We start from the raw sequence: 14,612 nt of genomic DNA on the forward strand, positions 1-14,612 counted from the left end.
TATGAATTACCCTCCCCAGCAACAATTTTCGGCTGATCTACCAACTAGGACGCGGTGGCTGCACGCCCGGTTCCATGATGTGATGTATGACACATCCAACAGTCAGTCGCAGCTGGTGTCGGCGGCGTTCATGTGCTCGAGGTCCGACGGCAGCGCCACCGGCGCGGCGGTGACCGGTTTGCCCTCGGTGATGGGGGGCAGCTCGGAACCCACATCGGTGGGGGTGCGGATCTGGCCGGAGAAGTCCGCCCCGATCACCACCTCCACGATGCCGTACAGATCGTCGTTGCGTTCCAGGGTGGCCCCCGGAATCGCGCTGGCGACAGTGGCCGCGGCCGCCTCGTTGCCCTCGGAGTAGCGCACCTTGGTGGTGTCGCTGCCTGCCGGGTCGTTGCCGACGCTGTAGATGCCGAAGCCCTGCGTACTCAGCTTGTTGGCGGTCTGGCGGGCGATGCCCGCGGTCATGCTGGCGTTGTTCACCTGCAGCGAGACCGTGCCGGGGCTCACCGCGTACATGGTGGGCGCCGGCGTCGCCGGGGTAGGGGTGCTGCTGGACGAACTCGTCACCGGCGGGGCGGTCTGCTCGCCGGGGAGCGGCTGGTTATCGATGATCGCGCGAAAGATCGACTTGATGTCGGACTCACGCGGGATCTCGTTGCCGTAATCCGTGGTTCCGGCGGTCGGCGCGGTGATGAAGGTGACCGCGCCCGCGTTCACCTTCTGTAACGAACGGCCGAGCAGGATCAGATCCTTGGCTTCTACCCCGTCGACGAAGGTGTGCTGACTGAACGCGTTGACGAAGCCCTGCAGCTTCGCGGGGTCGAGCAGGACCTGACTCGACAGTGCGCCCCGGAGCAGCGCGGCCAGGAAGGTCTGCTGCCGGTGGATGCGGTCGTAGTCGCTGCGTTCGTCACCGATCACGTGTCGGGCTCGCACATAGTTGAGGGCGGTCTCGCCGTTGATCCGCTGCTTGCCGGAGCTCTCGAGCACCGTTCCGAGGACACCATCGATGATCGGCTTGGTGGAGCACACCTCGACACCGTCGATGTGGTCGACCATGGCCTGGAAGCCCGCGAAGTCGATCCCGATGAAGTGGCCGATATTGAGGCCGGACATCTTGCGGATGACGTCGACCAGGCAGCGCGGGCCGCCGAACGCGTACACCGCGTTCAGCTTGTCGCCGACGGCGCCGGGCGATTTCTGTGACTCGTACTTGTTCGCCGCGTTGTCGAACTGCGCGCACTGCGGGCGCGTCACGTCGAGATCGCGGGGGAAGGACACGACGACGACCCTGGAGCGGTCCTGCGGAATGTGGACCAGCATCACCGTGTCGGCACGGGCACCCTCGGCGTCGTCGATTGTGCCGGCGCCCACGTCGGCGTTGGCTCCGGCTCTGGAATCGGTGCCGACGATGAGGTAGTTCTCGTCACCGAGCTGCATACTGCCGTCGAGCACGTCCTCGGTGCTGCCGTCGAGCGCAGAGACCTGGGTGAAGCTGTTGTTCGTCGCCTGCAGATAACTCCAGCCACCACCGGTGACGACCAGGGTGAGCACCGCGAAAACGGTGAGCGTGATCCGGCCCGCCATCCTGGCCTGCTTGCCGCGGCGCTCCCCAGCACCGGGACGGCGCGGTGGCGCGGTAGGCGCGGTCTTGACCGGCTTGGCGCGCTTCGCCGGTGCGGCGGTGTCGGTGACCGCAGGCAGGATGTCGGTGACCGGATCACCGGCGGGGTCGGCGGCGCGGCGCGGCGCGGCGGGCTTGCGGGCCCCGCGCGTCGTGCCGGTGGGTAGTGCGGTGGTCGCGATCCGATCAGCGGGGGACTCGGCCCGTTTGATCGGCGCGGAGTCGGCCCGCGGGGTTTCGGCGCGCGGCGGGAGCTCGGGACGCTGGGTAGGACGCGGCGCCTGCTCGCGGGCTCGCCTGCCCGCGCGCGAGCCGGTGGTCTGCGCGTCGGCGGAGCGCCGTCCGCGCCTGGTGCGCTCGCTGTCGACCCGGTCGACCAGATCCTGCACCGTCAGCGGCGGCGCGGTGGGGTCCTGCGCGGCGTCCGCGTGCCTGGATCTCCGAGAGCCGCTCTCCGGCTGCTCAGGAGGGCCCGGCGGGGGATAGCGCTCCCAGGGGGCGCGACCTCCGGACCGGGGTGTTCGCCCACGCCGATCGTCACCCACCAACGAACCTCACTTCTCTAACTGCCGCAGCTTGCGCGTCGTCGACGGCCCCGATTCGTACCGCAGCGCAACGATGTCCGCAATGATAACGATTCCGCCACGAGTAGCCACTCCAGTACGCATTCGAATCGACGGCGAACTCGTTGCACACCCCTTGACGAATGCGCGGTGACCTCGCGGGATCAGCCGCCGCTGTGCATCACATCGGCCGCGGCGGGGACCGTGTCGTCCTCTGGATCGTCGAGCCAGCCATCGGGCAGGGCGACCTTCGCCTGCGGCGAGCCTTGGCGGCCGCGCGGGCCGAGCGCGTCGGTGGGGAACGGGATCGCCGGGTCGAGCTGGGCGACCAGATCGTCGAGCTGGGCCAATCGGGAGACGGTGGCGAAGCTGCGCCGCAGCTGGGAGCCGACTGGGAAGCCCATCAGATACCAGGCCATGTGCTTGCGGATATCGCGCATGGCCTTGTCCTCGCCGTCGTGCTCGGTGAGCAGGGTGGCGTGCCGGATGAGGATCTCACCGACGCGGCCGAGGGTTGGCCCCTCGGGGATCGGCTCGCCGCGCAGGGCGGCGCTGAGCTCGGCGAACAGCCACGGCCTGCCGAGGCAGCCACGGCCGACCACCACGCCGTCGCAGCCGGTCTCGGCGATCATCCGCAGCGCGTCGTCGGCGGAGAAGATGTCGCCGTTACCGAGTACCGGGATGGTGGTGACGGTCTCCTTGAGCCGCGCGATGGCCGACCAGTCCGCCGCACCGGAGTACAGCTGGGCCGCGGTGCGCGCGTGCAGGGCGACGGCCGCCGCCCCTTCGGCCTCGGCGATGCGGCCGGTGTCGAGGTAGGTGAGGTGGTCGTCATCGATGCCGATGCGGAACTTGAAGGTCACCGGGACACCGGCGGGCTCGGCGGCCCGCACCATCTCCCGCACGATATTGGCGAACAGCCTGCGCTTGTACGGCAGCGCGGAACCACCGCCGAGCCTGGTCACCTTGCGCACCGGGCAGCCGAGATTGAGATCGATGTGGTCGGCCATGCCCTCGCCGACGATGATGCGCACGGCCTCGCCCAGGGTCTTCGGATCGACGCCGTAGAGCTGCATCGAGCGCGGGCTCTCGTCGTCGTCGAACGACATCATGTGCAGTGTCTTCTCGTTGCGCTCCACCACCGCGCGCGCGGTGATCATCTCGCACACGTAGATCGAGGTGTCGCTGCCGAACTCCCGGCACAGACTGCGGAAGGCGCGGTTGGTGATGCCGGCCATGGGGGCGAGCACGACCGGCGGATCGACCGGGTACGGTCCGATCCGCAGCGCCGTCGGGGCCGTTGGCATCGTCAGAGTCACATCGGCCATTGTCGCATCATCCGAGGTCGGGCCTGCCTCGGCCCAGGTGGGGGCGATCACATCGGCCCGGTGGAGCGGTCGGTTCCGTCGGCGGGTGTGATCGATATCGCGCAATACCTGTTTCGCGTGGTTACAGCATTGTTTTCGGCTGTGCCGCCACCGCGCACGCGGCGGTGGGCACGGTCGGTGGATCGATCCCTCCGCAACAGCTCAGTAACCTTGGCTGCGCTGGCACCGCCGCCTCGAGGTGGTGCGCTGTCCCCACTCATCGGAGAAGACACCCATGGCCGACGCCACCGATCTGACCAAGCCCGCCACCGAGCCGACCCCGCCGCAGCCGGGTAGGGGCACGGTCTCGGTCCAGCTCTCGTCGCTGATCGGCGGCGCGGTGATCGCCGTCCTCGCGATCGCCGCGATCGTGCTCGGCGTCCTGTACGGCTCCGCCCGCGCCGATCTGTCCGCGCTGCGGGCGCAGGAGACCGACGACGCGAAGGCAGAGCAGATCGCCCTCGACTACGCCGTCGGCTCGGCCACGCTGAACTTCGAGGACGTCGATGCCTGGGTGGGCAAGCTGAAGGCGGGCACCTCGCCGGAGTTGGCGAACAAGTTCGCCGCCACCGGTGACAAGCTCGAGCAGATCATCGTCCCGCTGCGGTGGACCTCTTCGGCGACTCCGATCACCGCCAAGGTGCTCTCGCACGAAGGCCAGGTCTACGAGGTGGCCGCGTTCGTGGATGTGAGCACCACCAACGCGCAGAACCCCGACGGCCTGCGCAATACGGTCACCTACAACGTCACCGTCGACGCGGGCAAGGACTGGCAGATCACCGACGTCGGCAGCACCGACGGCGCCCTGCCGACCAAGTAGGCAGCACCACGGCAAACGCGCCGCCTCCCGGCAGGGAGACGGCGCGTTTCGGTGTCGTGGTGGCTAGACGCCTGCCAGCTCGCGCTTCTTGGCCTCGCGGGCGAGCATCTTGTCGCGCTGCTCCTCGAACTTGAGGACATCGCCCTCCAGCTTCTCCAGGAACCCGGCGAGCCGCTCCCTGGTGGCCTCGCCGCGCGCGGTGAAATCGGTGCGCTCGAAGACGTCCCACTTCTTGAGCACCGGCTGGACCACCTCTTCGAGGTGCTGACGCAGGTCGTAGATGCCGTGCTTGGCCATCAGCACGCCGTTGCGCCGGAAGTTCGGCATCCCGGCGCCGGGCATCTGGAAGTTCTCCACGATCAGCGAGATGGCCTCGATCGCCTGGTCGGGGCACAGGTCGAGGGCCGCGCCACACATATTGCGGTAGAAGATCATGTGCAGGTTCTCGTCGGCGGCGACGCGCTGCAGCATCCGGTCGGCGATGGGGTCGTCGCACACCTTGCCGGTGTTGCGATGACTCACGCGGGTGGCCAGCTCCTGGAAGGTCACGTAAGCGACCGAGTGCAGGAAGCCGGCGTCCACCTCGGTGGGCGAGGCGAAACCGTTGGTCATGTGCACCATGCGGGCGTTCTCGAGCGCCACCGGATCGACGCCGCGGGTGACCACCAGGTAGTCCCGCATGACGATGCCGTGGCGGTTCTCCTCGGCGGTCCAGCGACCGACCCAGGTGCCCCAGGCGCCGTCCTGGGAGAAGTTCTCGGCGATCTCACGGTGGTAGGAGGGCAGATTGTCCTCGGTGAGCAGGTTGGTGATCATGGCGGCCTTGGCCACCTCGCTGAGCTTGGACTGCTCAGGATCCCAATCGATGCCGCCCATGGCCGCGAAGTTGCGGCCCTCATCCCACGGCACGTAGTCGTGCGGATGCCATTCCTTGGCCAGCGACAGGTGCCGGTTGACGTTTTCTTCGGCAACCGGCTCCAACTCCGTGAGTAGTTCGAGTTGAGTCAGATCCCTTGCCATGTAAAAAACCCTTCGCTGTCGTGCTTGCGGTCGAACGTCGCGATGCGGCCATACCTTACGGCACCGTAGGTGTGATGCGAAACGCAACTGGGCGGATTTCCGCCGAAGTTGAGCAACGCCACAACCTCGGCGGACGCCGTTGGGTGATGCGGACGAGTCTAGGCGTTCGGCCCGCAGCGTAGGGACTATCGCTGCGGGCCGTCCGGTGTTAGCCCACGTAACGAAATCTCACCGTTTCCCGCCGAGCAGACCACCGAGGATGCCGCCGAGCGCGCCGCCCGCGTTCTTCGACAACGCCTCGCCGATCGCGCCGCCGAGGCCGCCGCTGTTGGTGCTGCCGCCGAGCAGGCCGCCGAGCAGATCGCCGAGGCCGCCGCCGGAGGCCTGCGGCGCCGGTGCGGCCGTGCCGCCACCACCGCCGGTGAGCTGCTTGGCCACATAGGCGAGCACGATCGGGGCCAGGATCGGCATGAGCTTGCCGATCAGATCGTTGCCGCCGGTGCCAGCCGTGTCGCCGAGCGCGCTGATCACGGTGTTCTTCTCGTCGCCGAACACGTTGTTCACGATCTTCTCGCCGTCGGCGGTGTCGACCTGCTGCAGGTCGACCGCGCCCTCGCCCTCGACGAGTCCGCCGTGCTGGTCGAGCGCGCCGAGCAGGGAGGCCGCGCCCTGGGGTTGGGTCGCGTTGGCCTGTAGGCCGCCGAGCAGCGTCGGCAGCGCCGCTTGGACGGCGGTGGTCGCGGTCGCCTGGTCGACACCGAGCTGGTCGGCGATCTGGGCGATCGGAACTTGGGAGAGCAAATCATCGAAAGAGGTCATCAGCTCCGCCTGGTTGGGGTGTGCCCGGTAGTGCCGGGTCGCGCTCAGGGTAGAAGACCGAGGTGGCGGGATCGAGGGTTTCGGCGTCGCGGCCGAGATGTGGCGTCGCCACGTGACGATGGTCACGTGGCCCGCGTGGTGCCCCCTGTAGGACTCGAACCTACGACCTAGTGATTAAAAGTCACCAGCTCTACCAACTGAGCTAAAGGGGCGCGGTGGGGAGTCTAGCGGACACCGTGCCGCTGAGCCGAATACCGGTCGGTGCGCTCGGTCACCGCGAGGCGATCCGGGCTGGTCGGCGCAGGTAACGAAGTACGCGGTGCCGACGATGCGGTGGGAAACGGCTGGCCCTCATCGCTGTTCGCACTTCCGGTGGCGAGGTGGTATCGAATACTGTTGTATTGCAACAGCTTTCGGAGATCAGGGGTTTTGTGGCGGATCAGGTGGTGCGGTGGGGAGGCGCGTCTCGCGCACGTCGGGGGGTCGGCGCAGCGGCGGCGGTGTGGTCAACCGGGCTGCGCGCCTGCGGATTTCATAGCGAACGAAACAATTTCGGTTGCGCCCCGTTTGCTGGGCCGGATATCCGTGCCGGGTGTTCCATTTGCCGCGTGTCGGCGGATGAATCCGGGTACGGTGATCGCCTGGTGAATTTCGGGACTATCACCGGCGCCGTGCTTTCCGACGACCGGTGCCGGTCGAGGTGCCGAGGAATTCAACGAGGGTTCGCGAGTGCCGGGGTGATCACGAATGGCACCGGGGCCCTCGGGCGAAGGGGTCGGCGTTACCGCAAGAGGAGGCGGTTCTCACAGGTAGTTGGGCCCGAGTGTGCACCCCCTGCGGCGCACTCGGGCAGGCGAACTATAGCAGCCGGAGGGGTACCGGCTTTTCTGCGAGATTTCATACCGAAAGTTTGAATTAACACCACTATTTTGCGCTCACGGTCCGTTATGGATCGTGAGCGGTGAGAAGGTTCGGAGGCGTTTCGAGCATGGCACGGCAGCAAGAGCGGGCCCGCCGGACACGCGCGGCGATAATCAAGTCCGCGGCCGTCGAGTTCGGGAAGAGCGGGTATGCCGCGGCATCGCTCAACCGCATTCTGGAAGGTTCGCGCGCGACCAAAGGGGCGATGTACTTCCACTTCGACTCCAAGGAGGATCTGGCGCGCGCGGTGCTGGAGACCGCGGTGGAGCGCTACCGGATCTGTGCCGAGCGCTGGCTGGCGCGCTCGGACCTCGGGCCGCTCGATGTCCTGCACGGGCTGGTCGACGAGATCGCGCTCCGGCTCGAGCACGACACCGTCGTGCAGGCCGAGTACCGGCTGGTGATCGAGCCCGACTTCCATCGTGATGTCGGCAACGGCGGCGCCCGCATCGTCGGCCGCGCCACCAGGGTGCTCGCGGTCCGCGCGATCGATCGCGGGCAGCTGCGCGCCGACGCCGACCCGGACCGCTTCACCCGCACCCTCGCCGCGGCCCTCGCGGGTCAGCGGTATCTGGTCGACCCGATCGCCGGTGGCGCGGCCGCCGATCTGCGTGCCCGCTTCGCCGAGGTGCTGGAGGTTATCGTGGAGGCGATGGCGACCCCGGCGTGGCTCCAGCAGTTCCGAGTCGAGGGGTGGCGCGCCGACGCTCGCCTGGACGACCTCGGTTTGGGCGCCTGACCAGGCGATTTGGAAGACCGCACGCACCTGTCATAAGCTATGCGAGCTCCCAACGGAAACGTTGAAAGCCGGTCCGGAGAGATCCGGGACGAGCCCCCTTCGTCTAGCGGCCTAGGACGCCGCCCTTTCAAGGCGGTAGCGCGGGTTCGAATCCCGTAGGGGGTACAGTCTTCGGACTGTGTAGCAGTACAGCAAGGCCCTGTGGCGCAGTTGGTTAGCGCGCCGCCCTGTCACGGCGGAGGTCGCGGGTTCGAGTCCCGTCAGGGTCGCAAGTGAGCGCCGGAGCAATCCGGCGCTTCGCGTATGGCATTCAGTACGGGTGCCTGCGGCCAGGTAGCTCAGTTGGTACGAGCGTCCGCCTGAAAAGCGGAAGGTCGCCGGTTCGATCCCGGCCCTGGCCACCACAATCCCCTCACCAGAGTCCCTGGTAGAGGGGATTTTTCGTATCCGGCGTTGGTCAGTGCTCGCATTCGTTATGAATCGGTGGGCAGTACATCGTGGTGCCGCAGGCGAGGCAGGTGTGCGTGCGATGGTGGCCGCCGATCCGCAGGCAGGGCAACACGCCGACGCGTGAGCGCCCGGGCCCCAGTCGATGTCCATGGGGGCAGAAGTGCGGAGCTGTCTCGGTGTGCCGGTCGGCGCGCAGGTAGGGCTGACGGGAGTCGCACATACGTTCGATTATGCAACCCCGTCCGAAACGCGGCGAGCCGGGGCCGACCACCGGGACAGCGGACCGGGTGAGGTCAGGGCTTGGTTGGCAGGCGCAGGGCGTTCACCCAGAGGCGGGTGACGGTGTAGACGAGGTCGTCGACGGGCTTGGGTTCGCCGTCGACGTGGCCGTCGCCGATGACGAAATAGGCGAAGGCCAGCCGGCTGACCATCCCGGAGAGGGCGCGGGAGGCCAGCATGGGGTCGAGGTCGGGGTCGGCGAGGCCGCGGCGCTGCAGGCTCGCGATGCTGCGGGCGTTGCGGCGGATGAAGGCGTCGGAGCGGAGCTGGCGAAGCTTGCTGAACTCGGGGTCGATATTGGCGACCTGCTCGAGCAGGCCCATCAGTTTCGCATTGCGTTTGTAGGCCTCGAAGTAGGCCCGATTACTGGCCTCGATGATCGAGGCCGGGTCGTCCTCGCCGACGACATGTTCCATGCCGGGATGCATCATGTCTTCCTGGGCATGCTCCAGGATCGCCGCGAAGATCTCCTCCTTGCCGGCGAAGTAGGTGTAGAACGTGCCGGAGGAGCAGTTCGCCTCCTGGGTGATGTCGACCAGCCGGGTATCGAGATAACCCAGTCGCTCGAACACCTTCCGGCCCGCGTCGATCAATGCCGTTCTGGTGCGCAGGCCGCGCGGAGTGGCCGGGAGCTCGCGCAACAGCGAGGTCCGCGCCATCGATGGCGCGGCCTCGCTGTCGGCATTCGCGGGACGTTCCATGGGAACAGTTATATCCTGGGCGCGAAGATCACCCGGCCGACGGTGTGACTCATCTCTGCTGGTACCTGCGCAGTTCCTGGCGCGCGATGGCCCGCTTGTGCACCTCGTCGGGGCCGTCGGCGAGCCGCAGGGTGCGCAGATGCGCCCAGGCGGAGGCGAGCGGGAAGTCGTCGGTCACGCCGGCGCCGCCGTGCACCTGGATGGCCCGGTCGACGATCTTCAGCGCGATGCTCGGCGCGGCCACCTTGATCGCGGCGATCTCGGTGCGCGCGGCCTTGTTGCCGACGGTGTCCATCAGATGGGCGGCCTTCAGCGTGAGCAGCCGGATCATCTCGATCTCGATGCGCGCTTCGGCGATCCAGTCCTGGATGTTGGCGTTGTCGGCGATCGGCTTGCCGAATGTCACCCGCGAAAGGGCGCGCGTGCACATCAGTTCCAGTGCGCGCTCGGCCATGCCGATGGTGCGCATGCAGTGGTGGATGCGACCGGGGCCGAGCCGGGCCTGGCTGATGGCGAAACCCTCGCCCTCGCCCTTCAGCACGTCGGTGGCGGGCACCCGCACATCGGTGAAGTCGATCTCGGCGTGCCCGTCGCGGTCCTGATAGCCGAACACCGGAAGGCCGCGCATGATGGTGATGCCCGGCGCGTCGATGGGGACGACCATCATGGTCTGCTGCCGGTGTGGCGCCGCGGTCGGATCGGTCTTGCCCATCACGATGAGCACCCGGCAGTTCTTGTGCATGGCGTTGGTGGCGAACCACTTGCGGCCGTTGAGCACATAGGAGTCGCCGTCACGGACCATCGACAGTTCGATATTGGTGGCGTCGGAGCTCGCCACCCGCGGCTCTGTCATCGCGAAGGCCGAGGCCATGGTGCCATCGAGCAGCGGCTTCAGGTACTTCTCTTTGTGCTCCTCGGTGCCGAAGAGTTCGAGCACCTCCATGTTCCCAGTGTCGGGGGCGTTGCAGTTGCAGGCCTCCGGTGCGAGTTCGCTGCGACCCATGATCTCGGCCAGCGGCGCGTATTCCAGATTCGTCAAGCCGGGACCGCGGCCGGGATGCGGGTGGAAGAGATTCCACAGGCCGCGCCGCTTGGCCTCGGCCTTGAGTTCCTCGAGGACCGGTGGCTGGAAGTGCGGGTCGCCCGACTCCCGCATCTGCTCCTCGTACACAGGCTCGGCCGGATACACGTGGGTATCCATGAAGTCCAGCAGGTCCGCCCGGTACTTCTCGGCGCGGTCGGTCAGCTCGAACATCGTTCTCCTTCAGTTGATCTCGTCCAGCAGGGCCGACTGATAGCGGCGCATGCCGCGCAACCAGCGGTCGTAGTCGGCGCCCTTGTTGCGGTACATGTCGAGCACCTGTGGGTGCGGCAGGATCAGGAACTGCTCGGCGTCGACGGCGGCGAGCACGACCTCGGCCACCTCGGCGGGTTCGAGCACCGCGCCCGCCGAGACGACCGCCCTGGTGGCGGCGGCACCGAGCCGCTCGCCCGAATCCTGGCCCGCGTACAGCAGTTTCGTGTTCACGCCCATCGGGCACAGGCAGCTCACCCGCACACCCTTGTCGCCGTAGGTGACGTTCAGCCATTCGGCGAACCCGACGGCGGCGTGTTTGGTGACCGCGTAGGTGGCGGAGCCGATCTGGGTGAGCAGCCCCGCCGCCGACGCCGTGCTGACGAAATAGCCTTCGCCGCGTTCCACCCACTGGGGGACGAGCAGCCGAGCCGCCCTGATGTGCGCCCGCAGGTTCACCGTCAGGGAGAAGTCCCAGTCGTCCTCGGTGGCGTCGAGACCGGGAGCGCCACTCACGCCCGCATTGGCGAAATACAGGTCGACCGGACCGAATTCGCGTTCGGCGAGGGCGATCATGCCCTCGATGGCGGCGCTGTCGGCGGCATCGGCGCCGACCCCGACACTCGCGCCCGGATACTCGGCGGCGATCCGCTCCGACACGGCCAGCGCTGCCGCCGCGTCGATATCGGACACGACCACCTTGGCGCCCGACGCGGCGAGCGCGGCGGCCAGGGCCGCCCCGATTCCGGCGCCGCCGCCGGTGACGATGGCGACTTTCTCGGCAACTCTCACAGTGGGGTTCCTTCGTTCAGCGGTACGGCTGGGTATCGGGGATCGCGGCGGGATCGTCGCGCACCCCGGCCGGATTGTCTCCCGCAGCCGCCGAGCGCCGAACACGTTCTCGGTGCCATGCCGATGGAAAACTGAAACCCACGGTGTCGGCGATGATCGTGGTCGTCGGGAATGGTGGCGAGTGGTTCGCGGTGTGTGCTGGATCTGCGTCTGAATTTAATAGAAGTTGACGTCAACTTCAAGTTTGCGGGTCGCGGGAGATGTCGACCACGGGCGTCGATGGCCCCACGCTGCGCGAGAATGTCCGGCCGACGGCACTGATCTGCGGGATTACCCGCGAAGCCGCGCTCCGGGGTACAGTCCTACGCGCGATGCGGCGACGCATCACGGCCCTGTGGCGCAGTTGGTTAGCGCGCCGCCCTGTCACGGCGGAGGTCGCGGGTTCGAGTCCCGTCAGGGTCGCACCGAAATCCCCTCACCCGATCCGGGTCGAGGGGATTCTCGCTATTCGCGGTGATTGATGCTGGTGATGCGGAAGCGGCCCGGTGCCACCTCGGCGGTGCGCATGACCTGCTGGATCTTCTCGATCTCGGCGTCGCCCGGCCACTGTTGCTGCACGGTGACGTTCCAGAGGGTGGGGTCGCCCGCGTCGGCTCTGGTGATGTGGATGCAGTATTTGACGCCGGTGGGGAAGGTGGCGATGCCTGCGGCGATGGCGGCTTCGTCGCCGACGTGGGCGTCGGGAGTGACGTAGGTACGAGCCTTGGCGGCGTCGCGGTCCACGTAGTAGCTGTACTCGAAGCCGAGGATCGCGCCCTGCGGGGTGGCGGTGTCGCCGCGTTCGGCGCTGATCGTGATGGACTGGCTGCGGAACGATTCGCAGCCGGCCACGGCGTGCGCGGGCAGCGGCGGCACGGTGGTCGCGGCGGATTCGGTCGTCGGCGAACCGGATACGGCCGCCTGACCGGCCTGCGCCTGCTCGCCAGGGCCGAGGAAGATGGTGGCCGCCACGCCGACCAGCGCCACGAACAGCAGCGCGCCGACCACGCCCTTCACCGCCGCGGCGGCCTTCGCCCTGCCGTGCGGATCGTCGTAGCGCTCGTCGTCGTAGGACTTGCGTGGGCGCCGGGAGATCGTCCCGCCACCGCCGAAATCCTTGAGTCGCGGCAGTACCGGCATCTCCACCCGGTCGCTGCTCTGTTCGGTGGCGGTGGTGGTGGCCCAGTCGTTCCAGTCCACTTCCTCGCCGTGGCGCGGTTCCGGTGCGGCGGCGTCGCTGTGCCAGTCGTTCCAGTCGCCGGTGAAGCCGTCCTCCTCGTCCTGGTTCCGGTGGATCGGCTCGGTCGGCGCGTACGGATTGTCCTGGGCCGCTTCGACATACGGTTCCGGGTCCGGGGGCGGCCAGGTCTCCGGGTTGGTGCCGATGGTCTGCGGTTCCGCCTCGCGCCTGCGCCGCCGCCTGCCTTTGGGGCGGCGGCGGGCTGGCTCCGGCGATGGCAGATAGGCGCCGAACGGGTTGTCCATCCGCGGTGGCCTACGCGGTCGCCGGGACGACTCCCGGCTGGCCGTGCTTCGGCGCGGCCGACGGACGTTCGGTCTCCTGGTCCTGTTGCGGACGCGCGGCCGGCGGGATCACCCCGGTCTGCGTCGGTTGCTGCGGCGCCGCCGGCGCGGGGGCCGGTTTCGTACTCTGTTGCGGCTCTTCGGTCGCCGGTGTCTGCGGGGACTGGGCGAACGGCGCGGCCGGGGCCGGCCTCGTCGAGTTGTTGTTGCTGTTGTTCGACGGCTCCGGCTTGGTGGTGGTGTCGCCGTTGCCGAGTCCGGCGAACAGCCCACCGGAATTGCCGCCGTTGGTCGACGGCGTCGTCGGCGTGGTGGTGGCCGGGGTGGTCGCCGCGCTCTCGGCGCCGGTGCCGGTGAGGTTGGCGGCGAGGGTGTCGATGCCGGTGGTGCCGAGTTCGGCACCCTTGTCGATACCGTGCATGGCCACCTCGGCGATCTTGTCGATCAGGTGGGTGCCGAAGGTGACACCCGCATCGATCGCCGCGGTGCCGAGGGCGACGCCGCCGTCGATCAGGGCCTCCTGCAAGGCGAGCTGGGCGGCCAGCGCCGGATCGGTGGTGGTGGTGTCGGCGTCGAGGGTGTCGGTGGCGGTGCCGCCACGGCCGAGTACGTAGACGCCGGGCGCCACCTCGGTCGCGCCATCGGGGACCGTCACGCCGTTGGTGCCGCCGAGATCGGAGGTGAGCTCGTTGGTGTCGCGGGTGTACTGGTCCATTTCGGTACTCGCGGTGCCGACCACACCCACGGCCTCGGTGATCGCCTCCTCGGCGAGCTCGACGATGGCGTCGAGGTTGTTCTCGTTCACCGCGGGCGCGGCGGCCCTTGCCTTCCGCCGGAAATCGGCGATGATCGCGTCGACCTTGGCGGCCGCGCTCGCCTGGGTGGCGTGGGCCTGGCCGAGCAGGGTGCTCAGGCGCCGGCCGCGATCGGCGGCGGCCGAGACCTCGGTGGCCGTCCGGCGCAGTGCCGGGGTGGCCGGGGCCGCGGTCTCGGTGGATTCCAGTGCGTAGAGGCCGAGCCGGTGTGGATCCTCGGTGGCGGTGGTCGCGGCGGAGGCCGAGGTGAGCGCGGCGGCCACGTCGGCGTTCGGTGCGGCGGCGGTGTTGCTGCCGAGCGACTTCCGTAATTCCAGCAGCGGCACTTCGAGCAGGGCGATGACCGGTTCGATCTTGGCCTCCGCTTCGGCGGGCGAGACGGTGCTGAGCGTGGTCTCGGTGGCCAGCGACTTGGCACGCATCACGCCACCTCGCCTTCGATCGCACCGAGCTCGCCCGCGAGCCCGGTGTCGATCCCGGTGACATCGGCGCCGTAGCGACCGAGAATCCCCTGATACACCGTGACGAGGTTCCCCGCGGTGCTCAATGTCGACGCGTGCGCCGCCGCGGCGGCGGTCCAGGCCGCGGCGAACTCCCGCCCCAGCACCCCCAGCCCCGACAGGTCGGCCCCCGCCGCCGTCGTCGTCTGCGTCGCCGCTTCTCCGAGTAGATCTGCGACCCGAGCTGCGGCGCGCTGATACGCGTCGAGCGCTGACGGGTCGAATGACATTTCCGCCACGGTGACATCCCCTTCACGATCGCGGGTGCTCGTCGGGCACTCCCGGCACGAAAAGCGTAACCAGTAAGCGGCCCCGAGGTGCAAGGTTCGTTTTCGAGGCGCCGCT

Annotated in this window: 12 protein-coding genes and 5 tRNA genes; 6 read left to right on the top strand and 11 right to left on the bottom strand. The window is 68.2% G+C overall.

The features are described from left to right. Positions 1-102: 102 nt before the first annotated feature. Positions 103-2,013 carry an LCP family protein gene (locus ACFOW8_RS06290; RefSeq protein WP_378546763.1) on the bottom strand — a complete coding sequence of 637 codons (1,911 nt, stop codon included), beginning with the start codon at positions 2,011-2,013 and terminating at the stop codon, positions 103-105. Positions 2,014-2,351: 338 nt separating this feature from the next. Continuing rightward, complete coding sequence (gene dusB / locus ACFOW8_RS06295; RefSeq protein WP_378546766.1) at positions 2,352-3,515, bottom strand: tRNA dihydrouridine synthase DusB; 1,164 nt, start codon at positions 3,513-3,515, stop codon at positions 2,352-2,354. A 274-nt stretch (positions 3,516-3,789) separates the two neighbouring features. On the opposite strand from dusB, the gene ACFOW8_RS06300 reads away from it, so the two are divergent. Next, on the top strand, positions 3,790-4,374 hold the full coding sequence (locus tag ACFOW8_RS06300) for a hypothetical protein (protein ID WP_378546769.1): 585 nt from the start codon (positions 3,790-3,792) through the stop codon (positions 4,372-4,374). Positions 4,375-4,437: 63 nt separating this feature from the next. On the opposite strand, the gene ACFOW8_RS06305 is transcribed toward ACFOW8_RS06300, so the two are convergent. The 3 genes from ACFOW8_RS06305 to ACFOW8_RS06315 form a co-directional block, all read right to left on the bottom strand. After that, on the bottom strand, positions 4,438-5,394 hold the full coding sequence (locus ACFOW8_RS06305) for an acyl-ACP desaturase (protein WP_378546772.1): 957 nt from the start codon (positions 5,392-5,394) through the stop codon (positions 4,438-4,440). A gap of 228 nt (positions 5,395-5,622) precedes the next feature. Beyond that, complete coding sequence (locus ACFOW8_RS06310) at positions 5,623-6,213, bottom strand: DUF937 domain-containing protein (protein ID WP_378546775.1); 591 nt, start codon at positions 6,211-6,213, stop codon at positions 5,623-5,625. Between the two features lie 136 nt (positions 6,214-6,349). Further along, positions 6,350-6,425 (bottom strand) — tRNA-Lys (locus tag ACFOW8_RS06315). A 776-nt stretch (positions 6,426-7,201) separates the two neighbouring features. On the opposite strand from ACFOW8_RS06315, the gene ACFOW8_RS06320 reads away from it, so the two are divergent. The 4 genes from ACFOW8_RS06320 to ACFOW8_RS06335 all read left to right on the top strand — a co-directional run bounded on the left by ACFOW8_RS06320 (position 7,202) and on the right by ACFOW8_RS06335 (position 8,277). Continuing rightward, complete coding sequence (locus tag ACFOW8_RS06320; RefSeq protein ID WP_378546778.1) at positions 7,202-7,873, top strand: TetR family transcriptional regulator; 672 nt, start codon at positions 7,202-7,204, stop codon at positions 7,871-7,873. Positions 7,874-7,965: 92 nt separating this feature from the next. Continuing rightward, positions 7,966-8,038, top strand: a tRNA-Glu gene (locus ACFOW8_RS06325). Between the two features lie 30 nt (positions 8,039-8,068). Continuing rightward, a tRNA-Asp gene (locus ACFOW8_RS06330) sits at positions 8,069-8,142 on the top strand. A 58-nt stretch (positions 8,143-8,200) separates the two neighbouring features. Continuing rightward, positions 8,201-8,277: transfer RNA gene (locus ACFOW8_RS06335), tRNA-Phe, on the top strand. A gap of 339 nt (positions 8,278-8,616) precedes the next feature. Here ACFOW8_RS06335 and ACFOW8_RS06340 read toward each other — a convergent pair. Genes ACFOW8_RS06340 through ACFOW8_RS06350 form a run of 3 tightly spaced genes read right to left on the bottom strand, consistent with a single transcriptional unit; the run spans position 8,617 to position 11,389 of the window. After that, a complete protein-coding gene (locus ACFOW8_RS06340) occupies positions 8,617-9,303 on the bottom strand; it encodes a TetR/AcrR family transcriptional regulator (RefSeq protein WP_378546781.1) in 687 nt (228 codons plus the stop codon). A gap of 49 nt (positions 9,304-9,352) precedes the next feature. Beyond that, complete coding sequence (locus tag ACFOW8_RS06345) at positions 9,353-10,558, bottom strand: acyl-CoA dehydrogenase family protein (RefSeq protein WP_378546784.1); 1,206 nt, start codon at positions 10,556-10,558, stop codon at positions 9,353-9,355. 9 nt (positions 10,559-10,567) lie between these two features. Continuing rightward, a complete protein-coding gene (locus tag ACFOW8_RS06350; protein WP_378546787.1) occupies positions 10,568-11,389 on the bottom strand; it encodes an SDR family oxidoreductase in 822 nt (273 codons plus the stop codon). 388 nt (positions 11,390-11,777) lie between these two features. Between ACFOW8_RS06350 and ACFOW8_RS06355 the strand changes: the two genes are divergently transcribed. Then, positions 11,778-11,851, top strand: a tRNA-Asp gene (locus tag ACFOW8_RS06355). A gap of 42 nt (positions 11,852-11,893) precedes the next feature. Here ACFOW8_RS06355 and ACFOW8_RS06360 read toward each other — a convergent pair. From ACFOW8_RS06360 to ACFOW8_RS06370, 3 genes are read right to left on the bottom strand one after another with little or no spacing between them, the layout of a single operon-like run. After that, positions 11,894-12,913 carry a hypothetical protein gene (locus ACFOW8_RS06360; protein WP_378546790.1) on the bottom strand — a complete coding sequence of 340 codons (1,020 nt, stop codon included), beginning with the start codon at positions 12,911-12,913 and terminating at the stop codon, positions 11,894-11,896. A 10-nt stretch (positions 12,914-12,923) separates the two neighbouring features. Next, entirely contained in the window at positions 12,924-14,189 is a 1,266-nt protein-coding gene (locus ACFOW8_RS06365) for a hypothetical protein (protein ID WP_378546793.1), read from the bottom strand. Then, positions 14,189-14,497 carry a hypothetical protein gene (locus ACFOW8_RS06370; RefSeq protein ID WP_378546795.1) on the bottom strand — a complete coding sequence of 103 codons (309 nt, stop codon included), beginning with the start codon at positions 14,495-14,497 and terminating at the stop codon, positions 14,189-14,191. Before ACFOW8_RS06370 ends, ACFOW8_RS06365 begins: the two co-directional genes overlap by 1 nt. Positions 14,498-14,612 lie beyond the last annotated feature (115 nt).

It is taken from the genome of Nocardia rhizosphaerae (genome assembly GCF_042650365.1).
Classification (GTDB): Bacteria; Actinomycetota; Actinomycetes; order Mycobacteriales; family Mycobacteriaceae; genus Nocardia; species Nocardia rhizosphaerae.